Below are 24,968 nucleotides of genomic sequence, written 5' to 3' on the forward strand. Positions count from 1 at the left end.
GCGATCAAGATCGGGAATACTTTCAGGATAAATGCGGTGTTGGTGTTTATAGAATAGGTCTTTGGTGATACAATATGGCAGCAGGTGGGAAAATTGAGGGGCCATAGATTTTGCCCCAGACGGCGCGGCTCGAATACCTTTCTATTTTAGAAGAGGAATGTCCCACCAGGTAATTTGGTAATATTAGGCTTGATTGAGAATGGATAACCAAGAATCAGAGTTAATCGAGAAAATTCGTCAACAATTTGACAAAGCTCCTTACCCTAAAATTCCCCTCGACCACTCTCCCAAAACAGACTATCAATCTCTCTATATTCATAATCTGGTAACAGCTTACTATTTAAGAAATCAAAAAGTTATAGATACTGAAGGTAAAGTTATTTTAGATGCGGGCTGTGGCAGTGGCTACAAATCTCTGATGTTAGCAGAAGCAAATCCGGGGGCAAAAATTATAGGAGTAGATATATCTGAGGAGTCGGTCAAGTTGGCCAGACAGCGGTTACAATATCACGGTTTCAATAACACTGATTTTTATGCTCTACCCCTTGAGGATTTACCCGATTTAGGTTTAAAGTTTGACTATATCAACTGTGATGATGTCCTTTATTTAGTACCCGATCCTGTGGTCGGTCTTCAGGCAATGCAAGCCGTTTTAAAGCCCGATGGCATCATTCGCGCTAACCTTCATAGTTCTCTCCAACGCGCTTCTTATTATGCAGTTCAAAAAGTATTTAAAATAATGGGTTTATTAGAAGAAAACCCCCGAGAAATGGAAATAGGTATCGCTAAAGAAATTATAGAAGAATTACAAGATAATGTAGCGATAAAGGCAAGAACTTGGAATTTGCCAGTAGAAAAAAATGAAGAATGGCTGCTGGCCAACTATCTCCTTCAAGGCGATAAAGGCTACACGATTCCAGAAGTTTTTGCAGCTTTAAGGGAAGCGAATTTAGAATTCATCAGCATGGTGAATTGGCGACAATGGGAGTTAGCAGACTTGTTCAAAAATCCCGAAAACTTGCCCGCATTTTTGGCGATGAGCTTGCCGGATCTTCCTGTTGATCTCCGACTACACCTATTTGAGTTATTGCACCCGGTCAACCGCTTGATTGACTTTTGGTGTGGTCATCCTAATCAAGCTCACTCTTTTAGAGAGGTGTATGAATGGACGCAATCTGACTGGCAGCAAGTTCGAGTTTATCTGCACCCTCAACTCAGAACACCTCAGTTAAAAAACGATCTAGTGAATGCTATCACTAATCACAAAGTTTTCGAGATAAGCCGCTACGTAAGTCTGCCTACGCGAGTACCAATTACGGTAGATAGTATGATGGCGGCTAGCCTACTACCTTTGTGGGAAACTGATCTGCCACAGTCGGTCATGTGTCTTGTAGAGCGTTGGCTCAAACTCAGACCCCTACATCCTATCACTCTTGAGCAAGCTAAGCCAGAAAAAGCTTTTGAGGAAGTTAAAGAACTCCTTAGTAGCCTAGAAGTCTTTCTATACATACTTTTCGAGCGTTTGGTTTGAGGCTGCTCAAAAATTTGGTTAGCGAGTGATATGAAAGTTATTGAAAAGGGGTAAGTTACTCTTAGGAGTCAAAAATCAAGCATCTCACGCGATTTGGAGAAATAAAACATGAAAACTGAATTGAAAGCGAAATTTCTACAACACCTCAATCAGAAGCGGGATAAGGGTTTCACCTTAATTGAACTGCTGGTGGTTATCATCATCATCGGAATTTTGTCGGCCATTGCCTTACCCTCCTTCTTGAACCAAGCCAACAAAGCTAAGCAGTCAGAAGCTAAGCAGTATATCGGTTCCATGAACAGGTCTCAACAAGCTACCTTCGCAGAAAGTGGTAGATTTGCCACATCTGTTGGCGAGTTGAATCTTGGCATAAAAACGCAGACTCAAAACTATAACTACGCGCTCGATCCCATAGCACCTGCTACAAATGCTACTGAGGTGGGAAATGTCGCACAACCCATAGGGGAAGCGCTCAAAGCATACGCAGGAAAAGTAGCTTTAATTCAGCCTGCAGGAGCAACTGAAAGAACCACTGCGGCGGTATTGTGCGAAAGAACTGCGGCCGGCGCAGGAGCTGTAACGGGCTATGCAACGGTTGCCGCTGCCAGTGTGGGTTGTACAGGTCCCGCATGGACGGAAGTTTCTAAGTAGGCTTGATCTAGCCTTTAAAGCTAGAATTGTTCCTGCAAGCCTCATCAAAAGTTGATGCAACACAATGGGTAGTGTTCTGAACGCTACCCACTCTTGTAGCCAAATTATCACTAAATAGTTATTTTGTTTAGGTATGTTCTTTGCCATAATTTTTAGTGCGGCAAGATCATAACAATAAGGATAAAAAAGGAGACTTACTTATGGTGGTATTTTTAGAAAACACCTCGTCTACAGATTTAGCAGCTTTGGAAGAACAAGCACATAAATACTTAACTGAAGGACTGTACACTCTGGCTGCCAACCTATATGAGCAAGCAATTGCTACGGAACCAGATACCAAGTCTCACTACTGGAATTTGGGGCTAATGCTATTATTGCAGGAGCAAGAGCTAGAAGCTCAAGCTACTTGGCTGTTATGCATGGCAGAGGGTGAGCAAGAACAAATTGAGCAATGGACTGAGCAGCTGATAATGGTTCTGCAAACAGAAGCAGAACGCAGGGAGGCTTTGAAAGAGGACTCGATTGCTTGGGCAATTCGGCACCACATCCGGGAGATTGCTCCCACAAATATTAACAACCTGTTATACTTGCTTGAGCTTTCCGTCAGGCTGGGGACTTTTACGGCTGAGGAACTGACTTCTCTAGGAGTGATTAAACTTCTTAAATCAGAAGAATCTGGAGAAGTAAACTTCGAGGTATTGATGCAGGTGTTAAAAAGCATTTTAGAATACGATCCTTTGCACCCATCATCCTTGGAATTCGCAGAAGCCTGCCTTACTCATGTCTGTGACTGCCAACTATATATTAACTCTGTAATACCAACGGCTTTTGGACTGGCAACTTTGTGGAAAAACTCCAGGCAAGCAGTACACTTTGCTGAATTGTGTTTACGCTTAGATCCAAACAATCTAGATATTATCTGTCTTTTAAGTGTTTTTTACCAGAATGCAGGTCAATACAATGAAGGGATCAAGACCGCTAAAATTTTATATTCATTAGCAGAATCTTTGCCTGTTAAAATCTATGCAACGCATCTCGTCCTTCGGGGGTTAATGAGCGCCGGTGGATATTGGGAAGAAGCTGTCTCAGTCGTTAATCGCCTCCAATCTCTACAAGAGTCATTGATAGCTGAACAGCCAATTTCATTGGACTTAATTACAGCTCATAACCTGTTTCTTACCCCCTTCTTTTTCCCTTACTTTAGAGATGAACCCAAAAAATACAGAAAAATCAGTAACCAATTAGCTCAAATATGCCAAGTCAATATTCAAAACTCTGCTAAAAAGCAGATAGAACTATACAGGCAGCGCCAGTTTACTCATCGTAAAAATATTAGTAGTTTAACCAAACCTTTGAAGATCGGTTATTTATCTCATTGCCTCGCGACCCACGCGGTGGGGTCGCTAGCTCGATGGCTAATCAAGTACCACGATCGCGAGCGTTTTAAACTTCATGCCTATTTAATTAATTATAGGAATATGCAGGACCCGCTACAAGAATGGTACGTGAATCAAGTGTCTAAAGCATATAGGTGCGGGATTGTAGGTACTGAAATCGCTGAGCAAATTTCTCAAGATGAGATTGATATTCTAATTGATCTTGACAGCCTCACCTCAGATGTTAGCTATGAAGTGATAGCCCTTAAACCTGCACCTGTGCAAATAACATGGCTAGGATGGGACGCATCAGGGCTACCTACAATTGATTATTTTATTGCCGATCCTTATGTTTTACCAGAATCAGCTCAGGATTATTATTCGGAAAAGATATGGCGTTTACCTCAAACTTACATAGCAGTAGATGGTTTTGAGGTGGGGATACCAACACTGCGACGCGAGCATTTAGATATTCCTACTGATGCGGTCATATACCTTAGTGCTCAGATAGGTTACAAACGGCATCCTGATACAGCACGGCTCCAGATGAAAATTATCAGTGAAGTCCCTAATAGTTATTTCATAATAAAAGGAGCAGGTGAGGAAGAGTCTATTAAAAAACTCTTTAATGACTTAGCACAAGAAGAGGGTATAGATTTTAATCGATTACGATTTGTGCCAGAGGTAGTCTCGTCAGAAGTTCACCGAGCCAACCTTAGTATCGCTGATGTAGTTTTGGATACCTATCCCTATAATGGGGCTACAACCACTCTAGAAACTTTGTGGATGGGTGTTCCTTTAGTGACAAAAGTTGGAGAGCAGTTTGCAGCTCGCAACAGCTACACAATGATGATGAATGCTGGGATTAACGAAGGCATTGCTTGGACAGATGAAGAGTATATAGAATGGGGAATTCGTTTAGGGAAAGATGCGGCCCTGCGGCAGCATATATCCTGGAAACTGCGGCAGTCACGACAAACGGCTCCACTGTGGAATGGCAAGCAATTTACGCTAGAGATGGAGAAAGCATACGAGCAGATGTGGCGAAATTACGTAGAAGCTGGCAATTAAATGCTGCCCTAGGCATAACAGAGGAAAAAATTACTATGACGAATAATCACATTCCTAGAAGTTCAATGTTGGGGTCATTATTGAATGCAAAGCAGTTGGGTTTTGATCCGGAAACGGTTATTGACGTAGGTGCTGGATTAGGTACATTTGAGATTTATTATGCTTTTCCAAAATCCAGATATCTCCTGATCGAACCCATAGCCGAGAACGAACCATATCTAAACAAAATCTGTCAACATCTTGAAAGAGCAGACTATATAATTGCTGCTGCTTCCACAGAGGCAGGACTTGTGCCTCTTCAAGTGAATGTGAGCAACTTTATCCACTCTTACATCTCAGAGGATGGTGAAGCTAGCTCCGAAAATTTTGAGCTAAGGACAATCCCGGCCGTTACTCTGGATGAAATTTGTAAAACTCGCCAGTTAGAAGGGCCGTATTTAATCAAAGTTGATGTAGATGGTAGAGAACTAGATGTCCTAGCAGGTGCAACTCAAACTCTTCAAAATACAGAGTTGGTAATTGTAGAAGTTAATTTATATGTAACAGCTAGATTTGATAAGATGGCTAGTGTTATAAACTTTATGAAAGAGCAAGGTTTTGTAGCCTATGATCTTGTCAATCTTGCTTGTCGTTATTCAGACTTAGCTTTATTTCAGGTTGATATGGTTTTTGTCAAAGAATCAGGTCAGTTTACAAAAGAATCCCGTTATGTGGCAGAAAACGAGCAGGAAGAAAGACTGAGGGCGCATTTGAAAGCGTATCGAGAAACCTTAATCGCACAGATCGAAAATTTGACGCCCTTTGAAGTTTTACAAAAAACTGGATTGACTAAAGCAGAAACTATCCAGAATCAAGCTTATCAAAACTTACTTCAAGGAGATTACAGCCGAGCTGCCCATCTCTACGAAGAGGCTATTGAAGCTGAACCCGATAATAGGTTTCACTATTGGTATTTGGGGTTGGCTTTGCTATTAGACGCACAAGAGATAGAAGCTCAGGCGACATGGCTGATGGGGATGACGGGAGGAGATAGCGAACAAGTCGATCTGTGGACAAAGGATTTAATGCAAGTCCTGCAAACAGAAGCGGAGCGACGGGGAAAATTCGGAGACTATGGAATTACTTGGACAATCCGCCATCATCTACGGGAAATCAATCCGACAGACATTAATAATCTATTGCATTTGATTAACCTGTCTATTCGGATGGGGATCTATACAGAAGCTGAACTCGATTCTTTGGGCGTAATCAAGCTTCTGAAGTCGGATCAATCCTCTGAGGTAGATTCTGGCTTATTGCTGCTAGTTGTGAAAAATGTTTTAGAATACAATCTTTTGCACCCACTTTCTAGAGAATTATATGAGCAAGCGGGAACCAGGCTTTTTGGAGCTAGCCCACCGCAGGATACCCTTAAGAAGGAGAACTGATTTCATTACGGGAGTTGCTGATAATTAAGCTGTCTAAATCACGAGTGGGAATGTGTTGGGCTTGTACTCTGGCAATCGCCTCTTTATTTTCAGACTGCAACACAATTCTACCATGCAGGCGAGGTTTCACAGCTTCCCACTGAATTTCGCTCAACAGTCCAATCACTGAAATTTCAGGCCCGTCGGAGACATCTAAGTCCTCTTCCATTAACAGGTTCATCACCACACTAGATAAAGCAAGATTAGCATCTTCATCAGAAATTTGGCTACTGTCTACCAGCAGAGTCATCTTATCTTTGTCTGGGTGAGTTGCTATCGCTCTTATTACCTGGGCCAACTCCTCATTTAAAGACTGTTCCGGCTGATTCCAGTCGGGAAATACGATTAAATTGATTTCTCTTAAGTTCAGGTTTTGGTAAAGATCACTTCTGTGATCTTTAGACAGATAGTTAACCCGAAAAAAACTTAAATCAGGCAACATTCCCCATACCAGCATCGCCGCTTGAGCCACATTAGATATTCCCGCTTGCTCTCCATTAATCGCCCAGGTACCTATTGAGCCATTTCCGTCCGACATGGGACCTTGATATGCTTGGGGCTGATGCGTCTGTCTTTCAGGAATGTTAAACTCCGAAGTAGGAATTTTATGTTTTTTAGCCAATTCTTCAATTTCTTGCAAACGAGTGTCGTACTCGCCAATATCCATATTGATACTTGAAGCAACAGCCCTTACGACAGTTAAAATATCAAAGTTAATTTCTTCATCCTCCGAAAAAAATAACTCTTTGGTACTAACTTGCACGTCAGCAATGCACATAAATGGGTTGATTGATGGTACTAAACTATCGTGCAGCAGTTTCTTTGTATCTTTTTTGGCATCGTTTAAAAAATCTTTAAATGGTTTCCCACCCAAGCTGGGGTAGCACGATGAAGTTCCCGTACTATGTCCAGAATTGCCCGCCACTGAAAGAGGGCGAAAAGAATATAAGTAATTTTCTAAATAATAGGCATTAATCACACCCGAATACACATCTGGAATAGATGACATGAAATATTTACCATGAACAGATTTAATCTTTTCTATTAAGGCTCTAGGAATAAAAGCATTGTAGAGCATGGGGAGTTCACCATAAGAAACTTCAAAATTATAGAACTGCTTTAATTTTTGTCTTGCTTGAAAATTTACAGCTACCTGATCCTGCAACTGAACGTACAATTTATTCTTATGCCAAGGGACGATCGCACTCTGCCACCAATATACAGTGCCCCGAGACCAAGCCACTGTCTGCACGTCATATTCCTGGAGAAGATTTAAACAAATTTCGAGGCAATCTGGCATTAAAGCATCATCATCTCCGAGAACAGTAATGTATTCTCCTGTAGCGTGAGATAACCCCAATTCCCAATTGTCAGACATGGAGAGTCTTTCATGTGCGCGATAATACTTGATTCGCTCATCATTAAATGAAGCTACAACTTCGGCAGTTTCTGCACTACTAAAATTGTCCATAACCACCAGTTCAAACTCCTTATGAGTTTGATTAAGTACACTCTGAATCGAATGTTTTAATGTATCATGTCTCTCGCGTGTAGGGATGATAATAGAAAAGAAATTGTTTGATGACATTATTGATACCTAGGATAGATAATAAAATTGAGATTTCGCCAATTCTTAATTAACCGATCGCCCCTTACTTCCCCTTCGCCTGCCCCAACAGCGCCTTATAATCCGCCCGATCGGGATTTAGCTTCACCAACTTCTCCAAAGGCTCGATCGCCCCCACCTGATTATTCATCTGCAACCGCACATTTGCCAACCCCTCCAGAGCCGTCGGATTTTGCGGTTCCCGCTGCAAAACCGTCTCATATCCCCTTTCCTGCGCCGCTAGCAAAGATTCCTGGGAAACTGCTACCGGCGGAGCTGATTTTTGCTGGTGCTGACTGCTCAAACCGCTGCCGAACAGACTCACCATACCAAAAATTGCCGAACCACCAAAGCCAACCATTGATACTAACGCAAAAATCTGCTTAATTCGATCGCTCCGATGAACCCGACTATCACTAGATTTTTTCTGTGTACTTTCCATTGCTAACTCTTGGCGTCGCTGTTTTTCAGGCACTCAAGAAGCGCCTATATCTAGATTGCCCAAGTTCGATCACAAAACGATCGCCCTTCGCCATTTAAAATTTTCGCTGAAACCTAGAAACCATATTAAATGATATTTGTCAAGCAAATTCAATCAATTGTCGGGTTCAGTCCAGGACGCACGGGTGGTCAGAAACCGGGTTTTTTTACGAGAATACTTCACTGCGATCTGCAGATTCGGTAAAAAACCCGGTTTCTAGGCGTCGGAGTGCGTAAGCCCTGAATTATTCTATAATTTGACAAAGACGCGCCCGGACGCAGTACCGCAAATACTTCGTCCGGGCGACTTCTCCAATGTTGTCAACCCAACACAGGGAGCAATACAATTATGCCAAATAATCCAAACTGGTTGCGTTACGATCCAGACGAAGACAAATCTCGACACGCAGCAGCCGACGAAGCTTGTTGCTATGAGATGCAAAGAAAATATGGTTGGAAACTACTTGACATAGAGGAAATTGATACAAACGGTCTAGAAGTTGATTGTGTTTTTCGAGGCCAAACAGAATTTCCCAAATCATTCTACGACACAGAAAGAGAGGACGACGATGCATAAATACATTATTTTCCGAGCCGAACCGAGAACTCCTGGGTGGAAAGATAGAAAACTACAGCACACTCAATCATTGACTCGCATTTTGGCAGAACACTTTGACTCTTCTGATGGTCCAATTCCTGAAGTTGGCTATCGCCCCCCAGAATTTGTTCGTGTGGAAGCAGAACACGATCCAACTCGGCACGGTTACAGCACTCATTACCGCACAGGTGAGTGGGAAGTGGCGCGGGTTGAGACTTATACTCCCGATATTCCGATCGGTGAATTTGATATGGTAGTAATCTGCTATTGCCAATATTCCCCTATTGATGCTCCCCTCAAACCCATGCCAGAACGTCAAGTTTCTGTCGATTCCTTTAGAGGTGATAAGGAAGCTTATCAACGTTGGTTAGAGTCTCAAAAAGGCAAAGAATACACTGAAGTTTAGGAGTTCCAGCTCTTATAGGGACACGGCCCAGGGTAACTACGGAGAGCGATCGGGGTGTACTTCATCAACAACGTTGGATCGTTGCTAGATACCCGACTTTTTTAAGAAGTCGGGGATATGTATTATCTATTTTTGACTACAAATCCCCATCGATCGCCCTTTTGAATTCCTTAATTGCCTCAACATGACTCGGCATATTAACACACCTGACGAGTAAACCAATATCGAGATCTGGGAGCAATTGGGAACTCGGAATTTCTTCGTATCCTTGCTGTCTGAGAGCATACAGAGACAGTCGGCTGTTTTCCCAAAACCAGACTTCAGGGATTTGCAGCCGTTTGTAAGCCTCTAGCTTATCAATTCCACCGCTAGTGACGACTACTTCGATCACTAAATCGGGACGTTCTCTATCAGCACCCAATTCGTAAGACTTGTCTGCTTCACACTTCACCAGTCGCGATTCATTTTCTAATGTCAGAGACTCCGTAGGGGTGAAATCAATTCCTGCCGCCATCATGTAAGTTTCTACCAACGCACCGATACGTCCTTTGGCTGTTTCGTGTTTTCTTCCAGGCATTTTCTGAATCTCCAGTATCCCATCTAAAAATGACAGCCGCACCCCTGGAATATCCAGCATCGGTTCTAAGGTTTTGAATTGTTCCCAAGTTAACCCTGGAAATAGCAACGGCCGATCTAATTTCTCTTCTAATGTTGTTGCAGTCATGGCGCTCCTTAATTCCCAATCGAAAATCGCAAATCTAAACTAAAATCCATCGCTCTGGCTCCTTGATTCCCAATTATTCAATCGAAAATCTAAAATCTAAAATCTAAAATCGATCGACCTCCCACATCTTCAAATGCCATCAGGATCGATGCCTTGGCTTCTCAAGTATGCCATTAGTCGATCGGCTCTCTGGCGTTCCTCTTCGGCCCTCTGGCGTTCCTGTTCCACCCGTTCCGCACCCCACAGCAGCAAATTGCCATTCTCATCCCACCAGCGCAACCAATAACCCGTCCTCTGAGATTTTTCACCTTCCCAAACCCCCAGAAATAAACCCATTGATTCTATCCAGAATCGCTGATTAGCATCCGGTTCTTGCAATTCGTATTCTCCCGAAGTCGAGAGTCTGTACACTTCCAACACTCCCGATTTTGCTTCAAAAATTACATAAATCGGCACTTGCAAAATTCGCTCATAAAACCGCCATTTTCCGTAATAATATGTCGGTTTATTTGAATATTCACTACCGTCAGTATCCGATAAAAATTCCATCACTACAGCAGGTACTTCTCCCTCAGCATTGGGCGTATAACTGCGGCGAACCTCTCCTGGTTCTGCTGGCAATACCGAGGGAACATACACCCAATCTGGTGCTTTTACTACTGTTTTGTCGTTAACTTTGGCACACAGTCCAAAATTGGAAGCTATTAGCATTGAAGCTAGGATAAATCCTGCGAGATCCAAGGCTTCTCGGAGGGCCGCGGCTAAAAGTGGTTGGTCGATGTTTTCGACAGGATCGTCGGGTAATTTAAAGTCGTCTGGCAATTTTTCCCAAGTTACAGTATACTGGCTTTTGGTTACGTCCGGTTTCGATAATGTTTGCGTCATTTATTTTCCTGGTTGCGATAGAAAGAGTTTTTTGTTAATAGGATTTGGACAATAACTTTAATGCCGGCTGCGAAAGCCGCACCTTAGTAACTAAAGCAACTCGCGAATCTTGCAATAATTGCGGTTATTCAATGATACCCTGTTTTAAGGAGTATTTTCGGGAGCCACTGGTTCTGCTGATCTTGCAGTTTGAGAAGGTATAACAGGCAATTTGGGCTGTTTTTGCAAGCTGGGAAATCCCGGCTCTACTGATTGATTTCTGGCAGTTTTACTCGCATTTACTTTCTCAGAAAGGGGAGCTAATGTTTGAGTCACTTTAACTTGCTGTCGCAGTTGTTCTGTCGAACCCAACAAGCCTCCTAATCCGTTGAACAACCTGCGAATATTGTTGCGGAAAGCCGGATCTCCTGTCAAATCATCCACGTCGGAAGTAATTTTCTGCACGTTCTGAAATGTAGCTCGTGCAGAATCTAGGGTTTGCTGCAATAATAGCAAATTGGCGGGATTGTTTACTTGGCTGGATAAATCTCGCAAATTACTAGAAGCTTGGGCAGCATTCGCCGATAAAACTTCTAAATTGTTCAGCAATTGTCCTTGGTTGATTCGATTAATTGTCGGACTCAAACTGCTGACAGCTAGCCGCAGTTCCTGACTGCTTTGATTGATGTTATTCAGAGTTGAGACTAAACTGCCGCGGTTGGTTGCTACTAAAGAATTGACTTGGTTGGCTGTTAATGTAATTTGATTGGCTGCTTGAGTTACTGAATTAGCAGAATTTATCGCAGCGGCAGATACGGCTTTTGTGGAAGTGTCCGCCGTAGCTGCTACTTTAGAAACATCAGCGGCGACTGCTGATATTTCCGTCTTGAGCGATTGATTTAAGATGCTTGCTTCTCCCTTTAATGATTGATTTAAGGTGCTTGCTTCCCCCTTTAATGATTGATTTAAACTGGCTATTTCGGTTTTTACAGATTGATTTAAGCTCCCAAGGTCTCCCCTTACAGATTGATTTAAAGTTTTTATTTCCGCTTGGGCAGTTTGAGTTAAAGTCGATAAATCTTGAGTGAGTTTAGCTGCACCTTTAGCTGTGTTTGCTGTATTTTCTGCAAGAGATTTAATATTGTTGAACAGCGCGGGGTCAGTGTAGAAATTAGCTAGGCGGACTGTGGATTTAATTAGTTCATCGATAGTGACTCCAGCTTGACCTTTTAAGCGCGAATTTTGACAGATAATCTCTGGGGGACAGTCGGCACTAACGGGATTGGCGGTAACTAATGATTCTGGCAAAATCGAGTTGGGGGTAATGTCGATCGACGATTCGCCAATTAAACCCGATTTATTCGCTTCGATCGTAACATCCCTGGGAATCACTAAAGTTCCGGGGGCAATCTCCAGCGTCACGTCTACGCCGTTGGAACCCGGTTGGAGGGCGGTAATTTTACCGACTGCAACCCCGCGATACCTGATGGGCGTACCTATTTGCATTCCTTGGGCGCTGGCAAATTCTACGGCGAATTTGTAGCTGCGGTTCCCTACCTGCACGCCCCGCAGCCAGAGCACTAAGCCGCCAAATAAACCGATTCCTACTAAAATTAAGAACCCGACAGAACCTTCTCTTACAGTTCGCGATCGCATATTACCTCCTTAGTCATTGGTCATTGGTTATTAGTCATTCATCATCGGTCATTTCAATCTAAAATCTAAAATCTAAAATCTAAAATTGGCTGACTATCCAAGCGCTTGAATTGGCCCAGTAACACTGCCGCTAAAAAATTGTCGGATAAGTAAATTATCTGTCGATGCAATGTCATTGACAGTTCCCTCCCACTGCACTTTGCCTCGATAGAGAAACACGATGCGATCGGCAGTGCGGCGGATGGTACTGTCTTGGTGAGTGACGATCGCATAAGTGCTGCAAACACCTTGGGCCGCCTGCAAGTCCCTGATTAAATCTTCAATTACCGTCGAAGCGATCGGATCTAAACCCGCCGTCGGTTCGTCGTACAGCAAAACCTCTGGATTATCCCTGTCATTATCAGGATTCGCCATGATAGCGCGGGCAAAACTTACCCGCTTCCTCATTCCCCCAGACAACTGCGCCGGATAGCGTTCGCCAATTCGCGGCAAACCCACCATCTCCAACTTTTCCTCCACCAATTCCCGAATGCGGCGGCGCGGCAGCTTAGAATGCTGGTAAAGTAAAAAACCGACATTCTCCTCCACCGTCAGCGAATCAAACAAAGCCGCTTGCTGAAACACCATCCCAATTCCGATCGGATCTGCCACGTCGTCCACCCATCCGACTCTGCGCTGTCCCTGAACAAAAACCTCACCGGCATCCGGGGCCAACAAACCCGCAATTATCCGCAGAATCGTAGATTTCCCCGTCCCGGAAGGGCCAATAATTGCCAGGGCCTCTCCCCGATAAATCCTCAGATCCACTCGATCGAGGATCGGGTTCTGGCCGAAGGACTTACTTACCCCCTTGAGTTCGATTAGTGGCTCAGCCATAGGATGTTATCAATAAGTTGTCAGTCATCAGTCATCAGTCTAGCTAATGACTCATGACTCATGACTAATCACTAATTACTTAAATTGACTGCCAGAATCAAAACTCTCTTGTATTGTAAATTTGTCAGATCGAGCTGTTCCAATACCCTTAAGACTAATTAACCATGTCAATTAGTTCACTTCCTAAAGCCCTCCGCGTCTTGGCTAAAGCCAAGCAGGTTTTTGCCCAATCCAGAAATCCTTACCCCCCTTCTTTGCGGAACGGGCGAGTTCACCAGTGGTTTAAGTGGTTAGCCCCCGGACTGTTAGTGAAACGGTGGCTGCTGATTAGTGCCAGCGGCGTGGTACTTGCCACTTTGGGTTTAGCGATTTGGACTGGGATGACTCCCATTTTCTTCTTATTGCAATTATTGAGAAATTTTTTGGCGTGGATTGCGGAAGTTGTTCCTAATTACGTGTCGGGCCCGATCATCATTGCTGGCGGGATTTTATTAATTCTGTGGGGACAAACTCGCAGTTTGAACTCTATTACCCAAGTGCTGATGCCCGAAGGCAACGAGGAACTGGTCGATCGACTCCTCAACCACCGTCGCTTGCACCGCGGCCCGAAAATTGTGGCAATTGGGGGCGGTACGGGCCTTTCCAATTTGCTCAGGGGATTGAAGGATTACAGCGCCAAAATCACTGCTATTGTCACGGTGGCGGATGATGGCGGGTCTTCCGGGCGGCTGCGGCGGGAAATTGGGGTATTGCCGCCGGGAGACATTCGCAATTGTTTGGCTGCTTTGGCAGATGAGGAAAAGTTATTGACTGAGTTATTTCAATATCGCTTTCGGGCTGGTGACGGTTTGGTGGGTCACAGTTTTGGGAATTTGTTTTTGACAGCGATGAGCGATATTGCTGGAGATTTGGAACAGGCGATCGCGGCGAGTTCTAAAGTTTTAGCAGTTAGGGGAGAGGTGCTGCCGGCTACTCTGAGCGACGTTTCTTTGTGGGCAGAACTGGCGGACGGCCGGAGGATTGAGGGGGAGTCCAGCATTACAAAAGCTAACGGAAAAATCATCAAAATTGGCTGCACTCCTGCTAATCCTCCGGCGTTGCCCAAGGTGGCCCAAGCACTTCGGGAAGCGGATTTTATCATTATTGGGCCGGGGAGTCTTTATACGAGTGTTATTCCGAATTTGTTGGTGCCGGAAATTGCTGATGCGATCGCCAACAGCGAAGTTCCGCGCATTTATGTTTGCAATATTATGACTCAGCCGGGGGAAACAGACGGATACAGTGTTGCAGACCACATTCGGGCGATCGACCGCGCTTGCGGTCGGCCGCTGTTCGATGCTGTAGTAGTTCAAGGAAAAGTCCCTTCTGCAAAGGCTTTGATTCGCTATTCTCAGGAGGATTCTTATCCGGTTGTGCTCGATCGAGAAGCCGTGACGCAATTGGGGCGGCGAGTTGTCATCGCCAATGTCATGGATGAAGATCAAAATACGGGTTTAATTCGCCACAATTCTCAAAGGTTGGCGGGAATGTTGCTGCGTTGGTACGGCCGCGCCCAGAACATTTAAGCTGTTGAGTGTTGACAGTGGACAGTTGACTAATTTTATTGGTTATTGGTTATTAGCAGCCGCAAGCGAGTAACAAATAACAAATGATTAAGGACTAATGACTAATTATTGAAATGAAAACTTTGCTTCCAGATTCTGAGGCTACGCGCAAGTTTGGTGCTGCGTTAGGTCGATCGCTCCCCGCCGGCACTGTAATCTTATTACAAGGAGATTTAGGTGCGGGCAAAACTACCTTGGTTCAAGGCATCGCTGAAGGTTTAGGAATCTCAGACTCGATCGAGAGTCCTACTTTTACGCTGATTAACGAGTATTTTGGAGGACGAATTCCGCTGTATCATCTAGATTTGTATCGACTAGAACCCGACGAAGTGGAGGCTTTGCACTTAGAAAGTTATTGGGACGGGTTAGAAATGGATTTGGGAATTGTGGCGATCGAATGGGCGGAAAGATTGCAGTACAAACCCGAAAATTATTTGCAAATTTCTTTAAGTTATCTAGATAACGGGCGGCAAATTGAAGTAATTGGTAATGGCGACTTATTGGATTGGCAATTGGAAATTTGAGAAAAGGCGATCGAACTTACGGCGTCGGACGGTTGACTCGAATCAATTTCCCCCTCAAAGTTTCCTCACCAGCAATAGCATCATTGATGCGTGTTGCCAACATTTCTACATTCCGATTTTTTGTGCAGACAATAATACCTGCATGGTTTGACTTTCGGTTGTGCAGCCCGATAAAATCAAACCGATTTAATGTCAAAATAGCTCGATCGTTAGTAATAGCAAATTCTAGGACTTCAGGATCGGGAATGCCCAGATTTGCTTTTCCTGCTTCCTGAACAGTAAGCACATTGTGACCAAAAGCCCGCAGCAATTCCACAACTGGCAAAGGAAATTGTTCGTCTGCATACAATAGTGCCATAAGTTATGCTTCCTCATTTTTGCTGATTGCTTCTTCAATTTCCTCTATATGTGAATCAGCATAAGTCCAAACATTGACCAAATCAGCAGCACTTAGATGGGGATAAAATTGTAGAAGTTCGGAATCGCTTGAACCTTCATTGCGAAAACCAACAAGCAGCCACACTGGAATCCGAGTTTTGGCAATACAAGCATCACCGCCACAAACTCCGGGAGTCTTCGTGATTCCCGGCCAGCTATTGCTTAAACTTTGGGTTAACAGCCGTATTGCTTCAGATTTCTCGATCGGAGTTAAGGCAAGAAGTTGTGTTTCTAGTTCTTGGAGCATAGGTAATATCGCCTCGATCGTAAGGGAATATACTTTTATAAGTTTAGCAAAAATTTGGGGTTCAGTCCTGATTGCACTACCAACCAGATAATTATTGACAAATTTTTTGGACTTATCTCGATAACGGGTGGCAAATTCAAGAGATGCGGACTGGCGAGTTATTGGATTGGGAATTGGAAAATTGAGAAAAGGCGATTCCCTACGGGATAGCTACGCTCGCGCGTACTTACTGCGGCGGGCGGTTGACTCGAATCAATTTACCTCTCAAATTTTCTTCACCAGCAATAGCATCATTGATGCGTGTTGCCAACCTTTCTAGATTTTTATCGTCTGTACAGACGATAATACCCGCATGATTTGGTTGTTGAGCGTGCAAGCGAATGAAATGCCGACGATTTTGCGTCATAACCGCCCGATCGTTATTCACAGCAAAAGCTAATACTTCGGGGTCATCATCTCCGGCATTTCCTGCCTCTTGAATAGTCAGGGCATCGTGACCGAAATTTCGCAGCAATGCCACAACAGGAAACGGGAACTGTTCATCTGCATAGAGACGTGCCATAAATTATACTTCCTGCATCATTGCTGCTGCTTCTTCTCGGAGTGCTGTTTCAATTTCTTCGGAGTTAGCCTCAGCATAAGTCCAGACATTTACTAAGTTTGCAGCATTCAACTGGGGATAAAATTGTAGAAGTTCAGCATCACTTGAACCTTGACGGCGCAAACTCACGAACAGCCAAACGGGAAGTCTAGTTTTGGCAATGCAAGCATCGCCTCCACACACGTCGGGAGTTTTGGTAATTCCTGGCCAGCTATTGTTTAAACTTTGGGTTAAAAGCCGGATGGCTTCAGCTTTCTCAGTAGGAGTTAAGGCCAGGAGTTGTGTTTCTAGTTCTTGAAGAAGCATGGGTAATATCGCCTTTGCGATGCGGGAATACCCAATTATAACACTTGAGTTAAATTCATGCTTACTCAGCGTCAAATGTCAATGCTTCTCCCCTCACATTTGTATCCAATTTACCATTCTCAAAAACAACTTTTCCTCCCACAACAGTCACAACTGGCCATCCAGTTAAATTCCATCCTTCAAAGGAACTCCAGCCGCACTTGCTCGCCATCTCTGCGCCGACTACCGGGCGGTATTTCTCCAAATCAACTAAGACTAAATCTGCATCAAAACCCGGTGCTATTTGCCCTTTATTCGGAATCTTATAAGCCTTAGCAACTGCCGCCGACATCCAATTAGCAACTTGTGCCACTGTACATCTTCCCTCTACTGCTTGGGTCAGCATCAAAGGCAAAGAAGTTTCGACACCGGGCATTCCAGACGGCGTATTCGGATAATCTTGAGCTTTTTCTGCTAATGTATGTGGCGCATGGTCTGTGGCGATAAAATCAATTACGCCGTCGAGTAAAGCTTGCCAAAGTATTTCGTTATCGCGGGGCTCGCGCAAAGGCGGATTCATTTGAGCTAAACTGCCAATTTTTTGATAGGCGCTGGTATTTAACAACAAATGCTGCGGCGTTACTTCTGCCGTTACCCAACTCGGTTTTTCCTGGCGCAAAAACTCAGCTTCATCCCCCGTTGAAAGGTGCAGAATATGCAGTCGGCGCTGATATTTATTAGAAAGTTTTACTGCTAGTTGAGTTGCCAATAAAGCTGCTTGATTGTCTTGAATTTGCGAGTGAACTGCAATATCGGTAATACCAGCAAATTCTTGACGACGCTGGTTGATTCTAGCTTGGTCTTCTGCGTGTACCGCAATTAGTCGATCGCCCTTCGCAAAAATTACCTCTAAATTTGCTGCATCATCCATCAATAAGTCCCCGTGCATCGAACCCATAAACACCTTAATTCCCGGAGTCGGATTGGCATCCAACAAATCGGGTAAAATCTCAGGAGTAGCCCCAATAAAAAAGCCGTAATTGACCAAACACTTCTCGGCAGCGCGACTTAGTTTATCATCTAAGGCAGCTTGGGTTGTGGTCAAAGGTCGCGTATTCGGCATTTCCAGAAACGATGTCACGCCGCCTTTAGCGCAAGCACAGCTAGCGGTAAATAAGTCTTCCTTGTGTTCTAAACCCGGTTCGCGGAAGTGTACCTGGGGATCAATTACTCCGGGTAACAGAGTTAAGCCTTTGGCATCTATTTCTCGATCGCCCGATTCGACAATTTCAGCAGCCACTTGGACAATTTTGCCATCGCATATTTGTACATCTCCTACCAAAAACTCACCATTGGGCAAAAGAATGCGAGCGCGACGGATTAACAAACTTGATTGGGCAGTCATAAGATATCCTTAATTCAGTAAACAGCGTGCTAGCATGGAAGCATTATTAAGTTTATAATTCGTATCCAGCTCAGTCACTACAATACCCTATGACTCGTCTAGACAAGTCAGCCGACGAAAAACCTCCGCAAGACACTGAAAATCCTTGGATCGAAGGAATTAAGACGATCGGCTTAGCAGCATTTTTGGCCTTTGGTATCCGCACCCTGGTTGCCGAAGCACGCTACATTCCCACCGGCTCGATGCTCCCAACCCTACAAATTAACGATCGATTAATTATAGATAAGGTAAGCTATCGATTCCAAGAGCCCCAGCGAGGAGATATTATCGTATTTATGCCTCCTGACCAGGCTAGTTTGTGCACGGGACAGCCACCACCGATCAAAGATGCCTATATCAAGCGAGTGATCGGACTTCCAGGGGACACTGTGGAAGTCAGAGAGGGAAAAGTTTTTATTAACAAGCAGCCGCTACAGGAAAAATATATTGAAGAAATTCCACAGTATCCCTACGGGCCTGTAGTTGTAGCTCCAAATTCTTACTTGGTGCTCGGCGACAACCGCAACGCAAGCTGTGACAGTCATTACTGGGGCTTTGTACCCAAGCAAAATATCATCGGTAGGGCAATTGTGCGTTTTTGGCCACTCAACCGCACAGGTTCGATCGACCCCACGCCCCTTTATCCCGCTAAAAATTAGCTAGATCCCCGACAACTTCTGCGAAGTGGGGGCTCTAAACTGACTGATATGATGTCCGGTCGATCACCCGAAATTAGGTAGGGGCGGGTTCACCAACCATAATCGTCAATAATTGACAATCTCAAAAACCCGCCCCGGTCGGGATATTATGGTTAATCGATCGGACATGATATGACTGGATCAAATCTAAAATCTAAAATCTAAAATCTAAAATCGCCTGACGTTTCGCGATCGAGAACTTTCACAACTTTGTTATACATATCCTCAGCTTCTTGCTGCGAATTGCCAATACTCGTCACTCCCAATTTACCAAACTCCGACAAACAACCCATTAAATGAAACACACTCCCCGTCTCAGTACCGCTGTCAAAGTGCAGTTGATTGTCAGCAATAATATCCATCAAATCGTTCGGTAATAATCCCCGATAGCGCTCTTTTTTTAAATTGTCCGAAGCGACATAATATTTGGGACGGCCCTGCAGGCTGTAAAATAATCCTGTAGAACGTTCGTACCGACCGTTTGTTAACAGCTTCAAAGCCATAAACGGATGAGTTGTGCCTCCTTTCCGCAAGTTAATTTCTATTGCTTGCATATCCCATTTGCCGTCTGATTGGCGCACCGCGAGAAAATCTACTCCAAATCTCTCTAAAGCACCTTTTTCGGCTAAATTTTTCCCGACTTTCCATCCCAATTCCTGCAACGCTATTCGATAAGATGCGTCCGCCGGAAATTGGCAACCCAAGAAAATTTGACCGTCTGGGCCTCCTAAAATTTGGTCGTGGGTTGAGAGAATTTCTACTTCCCCACTGGGGACAATTCTGCCTTGAACGCTGGGCGAGAACTTTTCTTCTCCTTCGATAAATGCTTCGGCAATAGCCCCTAATTCGGGAATGCGGCTGCTAAAATTTTCCCAGGTTTCGCCCGTTGCTTGAAAGCGCAAATTATGGAAGCTATCGCCAATTGCCTTCGCTCTTTCTGTAGATGTTTTACCTGCGAGGGACTTCAGATCTAAAATTGCATTCCCTTCCCCCGAAAAACCTTCATTTAACTTAATTACGATCCGTTGCAAATGCGGCTGCCTTGCCCACAAATCCGCCGCAGCTTCCGCTAAATCTTCCGCATTCCACACCAACTCGGAACCGTCAGGATAAGGCACGCCACATTCTTTAAAAATTTGCCTGCTACCGCTTTTGGTTCCCCAGTATAACAGATCCGGATCGCTAGCCAACAAAGGAATCCCCAATTGAACAGATAACTCCCGTTCTAAGGGCGTCGAGTTATAACAAACCATATAGGATTTTGTCGGCCGCACTGCTTGACGAATGCGCTCCATCAAGCGGGGGCGCTCTAAAATTTTCTGGGTGAGGGATTTGGCAGAAGCATCGTAAGCACTGAACAGCAAAAGCCGATCGCGCGCGTGAGAAAATGGAATTCCCGGCAGCAATTGCAGGTAATAATCCACAATCATCGGGTGCAAGGGTTCCGAGGTAATGTAAATTAAGCGCGTGCGGGGATTTCGCAGGCGAATCAATGAAAATAAATGCCGCTCTTCGTAATGGTAAGCACCCTCAACTTTCTGCATTTCTTGCTGATCTAAGCTGACAGAAGGAATGATAATAATGTCACAATCTCCGCCGTCGAATTCTTCGACTGCTCGCCAACGTTCCCGTAATTCTGTCTGAAGATCGCGAAACTTCTGCGCGGATTCGGAAGATGAATTATTTAACTCTTGCATTGCTTTTTATCCTAACTCTTCAAATAATTATTGCTGATGATGTCAAGTGTGTCAGCCCAAATACCTGAGACAACTCAGACAGTTTTTTTCTGACGCACCTTACGGGGAATATTGACAAAAATGCCCAAATAGTGATTTAAGGTGCGTCAGTCGAAATATTTGAGGCAATTCAAACAGTTTTTTCTGCCCCCGCCCAAAAACCGATACCGTGCCACGTACTCCTATCGTGAATCTCCAAAAATTTTAGACCAAAGTTTAATCTCCCAGATTCATCTGTGGAATAAATCTAAAATCTAAAATCTAAAATCTAAAATCTAAAATCCACTGACGTACCCTACTGGGGACGATCGTCCATTTCTGTCAATCTGCTTTAAGAAGCTCGCCGCGCTCGAAAAAGTCTGGCATATTCCAATATCGGCTCTAACCGCCGTTGATTTCGCTTAAATGCCGAGATCGATTTTTCCGAAGGGCGGAACACTAGGGGAGCCGAATATTTGTTCAGCATCTCGATTTCCGGCGACTGGCTCATCAGCATCAGCCGCACGTCTTTGTCGAGCAAATAACTCAGAGAAAGCAAATCTCCCATGTTAGTAAAATCGTTGCCGCGATCGCTAATTACAATTGTATCTTTAATCGATCGATTAGCTATCGCCTCTTTGTTAATAATTTTCGCAACTTCAGCATTAAAATAGCTCAAGTCTTTGCTCCACCAAGTATCAGAAAAAGCGCTGACTGTACAGGATGCTATACTTGCTGTAAAAACCAGGGCTAAAATGACTTGCCAAAACCGCTGCTGAATTTTCACGTTACTGGCGAGCAAGTAAGCAACTGCTAGCTGCACTCCCGGAAAGCAGGAAATCAGATAACGGCTGACGGCGGAACGTTTGCCGCCTAGGATTAGATCCGGTAATGCCAGTATCAAAAAAGGTACAAAAATTGATGTTACAATAAACAGCCAAGTTGAACTGCTAGTGCGGCGGCAGATTGTGTAAAGGGCTGCCACAATTAACAGCAAAAATGGCAATCTCAGCAGATAAGTCCAACTATTATCAAACCCGAAGTCGAAGTCAAAAAATAAGGCTGTAAAGCTGAGTATCCACAATTTGACAAGATACAGCAAACCCGGAGATACTCGCGTCCAATCTGTCGTAACTGATGCTCGTTCCAGGTTGGTGGCCAGCACGTAAATCCAGGGAATATACAATATTAAAGCTGCTGTTACTGCTAAAAAAAATTGGGAATTAGTTACATGACCTCGCAATTTTGTTTTTTTGACAAACAGCCAGTAAGAAATTATAAAAACTCCGTGTCCGATGAGTGTTAAACTGAAGAATGGGTGAGTGTAGAAACCAAGAGCGATCGCCAGCGAGTAAAATACCCAATTTTTCCAACCCCGCAACCGCACTGCTCTCAGCAGCAGCCAACTGCTGCCAATAACTATGGCTGTTAGCAAACTGTACTGCCTTGCTGTCTGAGCAAACAATATGTCAAAGGGTGATAAAGCCAAAAGTGCTGTTGCTAATAACGCCGCCAAATTCGAGGCGAAAAGTTCCTGAGCTAAAGCGTACATCAAAGGCAGCGACAGCAAACTCAATATTGCTGGCAAACTGCGCGATGCTGTTAGAGAACTGCCAAATTCCTGCATCCACCAACGAGCCATGAGAAAGTATAAAGGCGGATGCTGCGGGTCTTCTAGTGCTAAAGAACGAATCGTGTCTGCTTCTGTACTTCCCGGTTTAATCCGCTGATATTTTTGCAATTGTGGTGCAGGAATAATCCGGTTTTGGAATAGTTCGTTGTCGATTTCTTGGCGGGTGAAACCAGCGGCGCGGATTGATGTGTAAGCTTCGTCGTGCCAGTACAGTTTGCGATCGATCTCAAAAAACCGAAATCCGATACCAAGTAAAATGCCGATCGCCAATAAGTTAATCAACCAGCCGGAATTTTTGCTATTGACAGATGTGTCTTGATGTGTTGTAGATGCCATGCTTGTCCTAATTGTGGCGATTACTTGTTACCAGGAAGAGCCTGGTAACACAGATCCGGAGGCTCTGCCTCCAATTTTAATGTCAGCTTTTCGAGGCAGAGCCTCGCTTACATCGGTTCCCAGACAGAGCCTGGGAACCAGTTAAATATCTTCTACATCTTGGGCATTCTGAAGGCGGGAGCAGGCTGAACCACCCCAAAATCAAGAATCTTCAACCAAATGCTCCCAGAACCTCCAGACCCCAAAAATAACTGCTAACATACGTGTTGTACAGTTAATCAACAAGCTCCGCAAGGGGTCTACCCGCGTACCGCAAATGGCAAAAAGCAAAGATGCGTCAAAAACTTCCACTGAAAACTCAGAAAAGCAAAAAGCTCTAACTTCCGTACTCTCCCAAATCGAGCGCAGCTTTGGCAAAGGGGCGATCGTCCGATTGGGAGACTCCACTCGCATGAGGGTAGAAACCATTCCCACCGGAGCCCTGACACTGGACATTGCTTTGGGCGGCGGTTTGCCAAAAGGTCGAGTTATTGAAATTTACGGCCCGGAAAGTTCCGGTAAAACAACTCTAGCTCTCCACGCGATCGCCGAAGTCCAAAAATCCGGCGGTATCGCAGCCTTCGTCGATGCCGAACACGCCCTCGATCCCACCTACGCCTCAGCTTTAGGCGTCGATATTGAAAATCTCTTAGTTTCCCAGCCGGATACCGGCGAAATGGCCCTAGAAATAGTCGATCAACTCGTCCGTTCCGTCGCCGTCGATATCGTAGTAATTGACTCCGTAGCCGCCCTCGTCCCCCGCGCCGAAATCGAAGGCGACATGGGCGACTCCCACATGGGTTTGCAAGCGCGCTTGATGAGCCAAGCTTTGCGGAAAATCACCGGCAACATCGGCAAATCCGGCTGTACCGTCATTTTCCTCAACCAATTGCGGCAGAAAATCGGCGTAACTTACGGCAACCCCGAAACCACAACCGGCGGTAACGCACTCAAATTCTACGCCAGCGTGCGGCTTGACATTCGCCGCATTCAAAGCTTGAAAAAAGGTACAGAAGAATACGGCAACCGCACGAAAGTTAAAGTTGCTAAAAATAAAGTTGCTCCGCCTTTCCGTATTGCCGAATTTGACATTGTATTTGGCAAAGGCATTTCTACTTTAGGCTGTCTGACTGACTTGGCCGACGAAATGGGAGTAATTCTGAAAAAAGGTTCTTGGTATAGCTACAACGGAGAGAACATAGCTCAAGGACGAGACAAAGTGATCCAGCACATGGAGAAAAACATCGATTTCAAAAATGAAATTGAGGAGCTAGTTAAAAAGAAACTTGAGACTGGTGCTCTGGTTTCTGCTAATTCTGTCGCTCCTATTGAGGTAGATGATGTAGATGATGTAGATGATGTAGATGATGTAGATGATGTAGATGATGTAGAAGTTTTGGACGAAGAAATCTAAGTTTTTTAGTCCTCAATTATTACTCGTTTACTGGTTGTTTACTCGTTTTACTCGTTACTTTCGCAAAGAACGAAAGTAACGCTCAACAGCGACAAGCGAGCCTCGAATTTAATTTTCGCTCGGCTTCGGCTCGCTTGTCGCTTAAATGGGTTAAGAGTAGGACTTGCAGGTACAGCCAGTAAACCAGTACACCAGTAAACCAGTAACACAGCGAAAGGAAGCAGTAGTGGAAGATACGGACTATACCATCATCACTAGACGGGATGCGGAGGATGCCGTGGTGATGTCGCTAGAGTTCTTTAATAGTTTGCTGGAAACAGTTCATTTACTCAAATCTCCCGCCAATGCTGCCCATTTGGAGCGTTCTATTGCTCAGTTTAAGCAGGGGAAAGTGGTAGAGCGAAATTTGTTGGATGACTAGAAAGTTAGTATGGACGGATGAGGCTTGGGGCGATTATTTATATTGGCAAGGGCAAGATAAGAAAACGTTAAAACGAATTAACAAGCTAATTGAGGCAACAATCCGATTGCCGTTTGAGGGGATCGGAAAGCCAGAACCACTGAGGGAGAATCTGGCGGGAGCATCTCATATTTGTAAAAATACTTCTTTGGGCTCCTGGCTCCTGACTCCTGACTCCTAACTCCAATTTCTAGCTAGGCTACTTTCATTGAGATGCTCCCTATT

25 protein-coding genes are annotated in these 24,968 nt (G+C 44.5%); 12 read left to right on the top strand and 13 right to left on the bottom strand.

Annotated elements, in window-relative coordinates:
- Positions 1-199 precede the first annotated feature (199 nt).
- From QUB39_RS03025 to QUB39_RS03040, 4 genes are all read left to right on the top strand, one after another.
- Positions 200-1,531 carry a class I SAM-dependent methyltransferase gene (locus tag QUB39_RS03025; RefSeq protein WP_333210423.1) on the top strand — a complete coding sequence of 444 codons (1,332 nt, stop codon included), beginning with the start codon at positions 200-202 and terminating at the stop codon, positions 1,529-1,531.
- A 108-nt stretch (positions 1,532-1,639) separates the two neighbouring features.
- A complete protein-coding gene (locus QUB39_RS03030) occupies positions 1,640-2,182 on the top strand; it encodes a type IV pilin-like G/H family protein (protein WP_333210424.1) in 543 nt (180 codons plus the stop codon).
- 200 nt (positions 2,183-2,382) lie between these two features.
- Positions 2,383-4,629: an O-linked N-acetylglucosamine transferase family protein gene (locus QUB39_RS03035; RefSeq protein ID WP_333210426.1), complete on the top strand. Its 2,247-nt coding sequence runs from the start codon at positions 2,383-2,385 to the stop codon at positions 4,627-4,629.
- Positions 4,548-6,056, top strand: coding sequence for an FkbM family methyltransferase (locus QUB39_RS03040; protein ID WP_333210428.1), 1,509 nt, complete (start codon positions 4,548-4,550; stop codon positions 6,054-6,056). The genes QUB39_RS03035 and QUB39_RS03040 overlap by 82 nt, the downstream gene beginning before the upstream one ends.
- Here QUB39_RS03040 and QUB39_RS03045 read toward each other — a convergent pair.
- Together QUB39_RS03045 and QUB39_RS03050 are read right to left on the bottom strand one after the other, a co-directional pair.
- Complete coding sequence (locus QUB39_RS03045) at positions 6,040-7,683, bottom strand: glycosyltransferase family 2 protein (protein WP_333210430.1); 1,644 nt, start codon at positions 7,681-7,683, stop codon at positions 6,040-6,042. The two genes, QUB39_RS03040 and QUB39_RS03045, sit on opposite strands and share 17 nt — an antisense overlap.
- Positions 7,684-7,747: 64 nt before the next feature.
- Entirely contained in the window at positions 7,748-8,143 is a 396-nt protein-coding gene (locus tag QUB39_RS03050) for a tetratricopeptide repeat protein (protein WP_333210432.1), read from the bottom strand.
- A 387-nt stretch (positions 8,144-8,530) separates the two neighbouring features.
- Between QUB39_RS03050 and QUB39_RS03055 the strand changes: the two genes are divergently transcribed.
- Both QUB39_RS03055 and QUB39_RS03060 read left to right on the top strand, forming a co-directional pair.
- Positions 8,531-8,758 (top strand): hypothetical protein, encoded by a 228-nt coding sequence (locus QUB39_RS03055; protein ID WP_333056238.1) that lies wholly within the window; start codon positions 8,531-8,533, stop codon positions 8,756-8,758.
- Positions 8,751-9,185, top strand: coding sequence for a hypothetical protein (locus QUB39_RS03060; RefSeq protein WP_333056237.1), 435 nt, complete (start codon positions 8,751-8,753; stop codon positions 9,183-9,185). Before QUB39_RS03055 ends, QUB39_RS03060 begins: the two co-directional genes overlap by 8 nt.
- 136 nt (positions 9,186-9,321) lie before the next feature.
- Here the strand turns inward: QUB39_RS03060 and QUB39_RS03065 are convergent, their stop codons facing one another.
- The 4 genes from QUB39_RS03065 to QUB39_RS03080 form a co-directional block, all read right to left on the bottom strand.
- Positions 9,322-9,909 carry a Uma2 family endonuclease gene (locus QUB39_RS03065; RefSeq protein ID WP_333210434.1) on the bottom strand — a complete coding sequence of 196 codons (588 nt, stop codon included), beginning with the start codon at positions 9,907-9,909 and terminating at the stop codon, positions 9,322-9,324.
- Between the two features lie 129 nt (positions 9,910-10,038).
- Positions 10,039-10,794, bottom strand: a complete 756-nt coding sequence (locus QUB39_RS03070; RefSeq protein ID WP_333210436.1) for a Uma2 family endonuclease — start codon at positions 10,792-10,794, stop codon at positions 10,039-10,041.
- Positions 10,795-10,938: 144 nt separating this feature from the next.
- Positions 10,939-12,429 carry an MlaD family protein gene (locus QUB39_RS03075; protein WP_333210438.1) on the bottom strand — a complete coding sequence of 497 codons (1,491 nt, stop codon included), beginning with the start codon at positions 12,427-12,429 and terminating at the stop codon, positions 10,939-10,941.
- Positions 12,430-12,522: 93 nt separating this feature from the next.
- Positions 12,523-13,305, bottom strand: a complete 783-nt coding sequence (locus tag QUB39_RS03080) for an ATP-binding cassette domain-containing protein (protein ID WP_333066584.1) — start codon at positions 13,303-13,305, stop codon at positions 12,523-12,525.
- A 164-nt stretch (positions 13,306-13,469) separates the two neighbouring features.
- Between QUB39_RS03080 and QUB39_RS03085 the strand changes: the two genes are divergently transcribed.
- On the top strand, positions 13,470-14,870 hold the full coding sequence (locus tag QUB39_RS03085; protein ID WP_333056231.1) for a gluconeogenesis factor YvcK family protein: 1,401 nt from the start codon (positions 13,470-13,472) through the stop codon (positions 14,868-14,870).
- Between the two features lie 113 nt (positions 14,871-14,983).
- Positions 14,984-15,433, top strand: a complete 450-nt coding sequence (gene tsaE / locus QUB39_RS03090) for a tRNA (adenosine(37)-N6)-threonylcarbamoyltransferase complex ATPase subunit type 1 TsaE (RefSeq protein WP_333210441.1) — start codon at positions 14,984-14,986, stop codon at positions 15,431-15,433.
- Between the two features lie 16 nt (positions 15,434-15,449).
- Here tsaE and QUB39_RS03095 read toward each other — a convergent pair whose 3' ends face one another.
- The 5 genes from QUB39_RS03095 to QUB39_RS03115 form a co-directional block, all read right to left on the bottom strand.
- Complete coding sequence (locus QUB39_RS03095) at positions 15,450-15,791, bottom strand: DUF5615 family PIN-like protein (protein WP_333056229.1); 342 nt, start codon at positions 15,789-15,791, stop codon at positions 15,450-15,452.
- Positions 15,792-15,794: 3 nt separating this feature from the next.
- Positions 15,795-16,118 carry a DUF433 domain-containing protein gene (locus tag QUB39_RS03100; protein WP_333056228.1) on the bottom strand — a complete coding sequence of 108 codons (324 nt, stop codon included), beginning with the start codon at positions 16,116-16,118 and terminating at the stop codon, positions 15,795-15,797.
- Positions 16,119-16,344: 226 nt separating this feature from the next.
- The gene (locus QUB39_RS03105; protein WP_333056227.1) at positions 16,345-16,680 is read right to left on the bottom strand and encodes a DUF5615 family PIN-like protein; all 336 of its coding nucleotides are present in this window, start codon (positions 16,678-16,680) and stop codon (positions 16,345-16,347) included.
- A gap of 3 nt (positions 16,681-16,683) precedes the next feature.
- Positions 16,684-17,025 carry a DUF433 domain-containing protein gene (locus QUB39_RS03110; RefSeq protein ID WP_015174644.1) on the bottom strand — a complete coding sequence of 114 codons (342 nt, stop codon included), beginning with the start codon at positions 17,023-17,025 and terminating at the stop codon, positions 16,684-16,686.
- Between the two features lie 61 nt (positions 17,026-17,086).
- Complete coding sequence (locus QUB39_RS03115) at positions 17,087-18,409, bottom strand: dihydroorotase (protein ID WP_333056226.1); 1,323 nt, start codon at positions 18,407-18,409, stop codon at positions 17,087-17,089.
- Positions 18,410-18,498: 89 nt separating this feature from the next.
- Between QUB39_RS03115 and lepB the strand changes: the two genes are divergently transcribed.
- Positions 18,499-19,107, top strand: a complete 609-nt coding sequence (gene lepB, locus QUB39_RS03120) for a signal peptidase I (RefSeq protein ID WP_333210444.1) — start codon at positions 18,499-18,501, stop codon at positions 19,105-19,107.
- A gap of 200 nt (positions 19,108-19,307) precedes the next feature.
- On the opposite strand, the gene QUB39_RS03125 is transcribed toward lepB, so the two are convergent.
- The gene (locus tag QUB39_RS03125; protein WP_333210447.1) at positions 19,308-20,843 is read right to left on the bottom strand and encodes a peptide ligase PGM1-related protein; all 1,536 of its coding nucleotides are present in this window, start codon (positions 20,841-20,843) and stop codon (positions 19,308-19,310) included.
- A 370-nt stretch (positions 20,844-21,213) separates the two neighbouring features.
- Positions 21,214-22,830, bottom strand: coding sequence for a glycosyltransferase family 39 protein (locus QUB39_RS03130; RefSeq protein ID WP_333056222.1), 1,617 nt, complete (start codon positions 22,828-22,830; stop codon positions 21,214-21,216).
- 316 nt (positions 22,831-23,146) lie between these two features.
- On the opposite strand from QUB39_RS03130, the gene recA reads away from it, so the two are divergent.
- From recA to QUB39_RS03145, 3 genes are all read left to right on the top strand, one after another.
- Positions 23,147-24,283 carry a recombinase RecA gene (recA, locus tag QUB39_RS03135; protein ID WP_333056221.1) on the top strand — a complete coding sequence of 379 codons (1,137 nt, stop codon included), beginning with the start codon at positions 23,147-23,149 and terminating at the stop codon, positions 24,281-24,283.
- 163 nt (positions 24,284-24,446) lie between these two features.
- Complete coding sequence (locus QUB39_RS03140; protein WP_333056220.1) at positions 24,447-24,704, top strand: type II toxin-antitoxin system Phd/YefM family antitoxin; 258 nt, start codon at positions 24,447-24,449, stop codon at positions 24,702-24,704.
- Positions 24,697-24,924 carry a Txe/YoeB family addiction module toxin gene (locus tag QUB39_RS03145; protein ID WP_333056218.1) on the top strand — a complete coding sequence of 76 codons (228 nt, stop codon included), beginning with the start codon at positions 24,697-24,699 and terminating at the stop codon, positions 24,922-24,924. The genes QUB39_RS03140 and QUB39_RS03145 overlap by 8 nt, the downstream gene beginning before the upstream one ends.
- Positions 24,925-24,968: the final 44 nt, after the last annotated feature.

The organism is Microcoleus sp. AT8-B5, from assembly GCF_036705565.1.
In the GTDB taxonomy this organism is placed as follows: domain Bacteria; phylum Cyanobacteriota; class Cyanobacteriia; order Cyanobacteriales; family Microcoleaceae; genus Microcoleus.

Excerpts from the sequence above, each read along its gene's own strand:
- QUB39_RS03025 (WP_333210423.1), top strand. The coding sequence starts at position 200 with ATGGATAACCAAGAATCAGAGTTAATCGAGAAAATTCGTCAACAATTT.
- QUB39_RS03030 (WP_333210424.1), top strand. The coding sequence starts at position 1,640 with ATGAAAACTGAATTGAAAGCGAAATTTCTACAACACCTCAATCAGAAG.
- QUB39_RS03035 (WP_333210426.1), top strand. The coding sequence starts at position 2,383 with ATGGTGGTATTTTTAGAAAACACCTCGTCTACAGATTTAGCAGCTTTG.
- QUB39_RS03045 (WP_333210430.1), bottom strand. The coding sequence starts at position 7,683 with ATGTCATCAAACAATTTCTTTTCTATTATCATCCCTACACGCGAGAGA.
- QUB39_RS03050 (WP_333210432.1), bottom strand. The coding sequence starts at position 8,143 with ATGGAAAGTACACAGAAAAAATCTAGTGATAGTCGGGTTCATCGGAGC.
- QUB39_RS03055 (WP_333056238.1), top strand. The coding sequence starts at position 8,531 with ATGCCAAATAATCCAAACTGGTTGCGTTACGATCCAGACGAAGACAAA.
- QUB39_RS03060 (WP_333056237.1), top strand. The coding sequence starts at position 8,751 with ATGCATAAATACATTATTTTCCGAGCCGAACCGAGAACTCCTGGGTGG.
- QUB39_RS03065 (WP_333210434.1), bottom strand. The coding sequence starts at position 9,909 with ATGACTGCAACAACATTAGAAGAGAAATTAGATCGGCCGTTGCTATTT.
- QUB39_RS03070 (WP_333210436.1), bottom strand. The coding sequence starts at position 10,794 with ATGACGCAAACATTATCGAAACCGGACGTAACCAAAAGCCAGTATACT.
- QUB39_RS03075 (WP_333210438.1), bottom strand. The coding sequence starts at position 12,429 with ATGCGATCGCGAACTGTAAGAGAAGGTTCTGTCGGGTTCTTAATTTTA.
- QUB39_RS03080 (WP_333066584.1), bottom strand. The coding sequence starts at position 13,305 with ATGGCTGAGCCACTAATCGAACTCAAGGGGGTAAGTAAGTCCTTCGGC.
- QUB39_RS03085 (WP_333056231.1), top strand. The coding sequence starts at position 13,470 with ATGTCAATTAGTTCACTTCCTAAAGCCCTCCGCGTCTTGGCTAAAGCC.
- tsaE (WP_333210441.1), top strand. The coding sequence starts at position 14,984 with ATGAAAACTTTGCTTCCAGATTCTGAGGCTACGCGCAAGTTTGGTGCT.
- QUB39_RS03095 (WP_333056229.1), bottom strand. The coding sequence starts at position 15,791 with ATGGCACTATTGTATGCAGACGAACAATTTCCTTTGCCAGTTGTGGAA.
- QUB39_RS03100 (WP_333056228.1), bottom strand. The coding sequence starts at position 16,118 with ATGCTCCAAGAACTAGAAACACAACTTCTTGCCTTAACTCCGATCGAG.
- QUB39_RS03105 (WP_333056227.1), bottom strand. The coding sequence starts at position 16,680 with ATGGCACGTCTCTATGCAGATGAACAGTTCCCGTTTCCTGTTGTGGCA.
- QUB39_RS03110 (WP_015174644.1), bottom strand. The coding sequence starts at position 17,025 with ATGCTTCTTCAAGAACTAGAAACACAACTCCTGGCCTTAACTCCTACT.
- QUB39_RS03115 (WP_333056226.1), bottom strand. The coding sequence starts at position 18,409 with ATGACTGCCCAATCAAGTTTGTTAATCCGTCGCGCTCGCATTCTTTTG.
- lepB (WP_333210444.1), top strand. The coding sequence starts at position 18,499 with ATGACTCGTCTAGACAAGTCAGCCGACGAAAAACCTCCGCAAGACACT.
- QUB39_RS03125 (WP_333210447.1), bottom strand. The coding sequence starts at position 20,843 with ATGCAAGAGTTAAATAATTCATCTTCCGAATCCGCGCAGAAGTTTCGC.
- QUB39_RS03130 (WP_333056222.1), bottom strand. The coding sequence starts at position 22,830 with ATGGCATCTACAACACATCAAGACACATCTGTCAATAGCAAAAATTCC.
- recA (WP_333056221.1), top strand. The coding sequence starts at position 23,147 with ATGGCAAAAAGCAAAGATGCGTCAAAAACTTCCACTGAAAACTCAGAA.
- QUB39_RS03145 (WP_333056218.1), top strand. The coding sequence starts at position 24,697 with ATGACTAGAAAGTTAGTATGGACGGATGAGGCTTGGGGCGATTATTTA.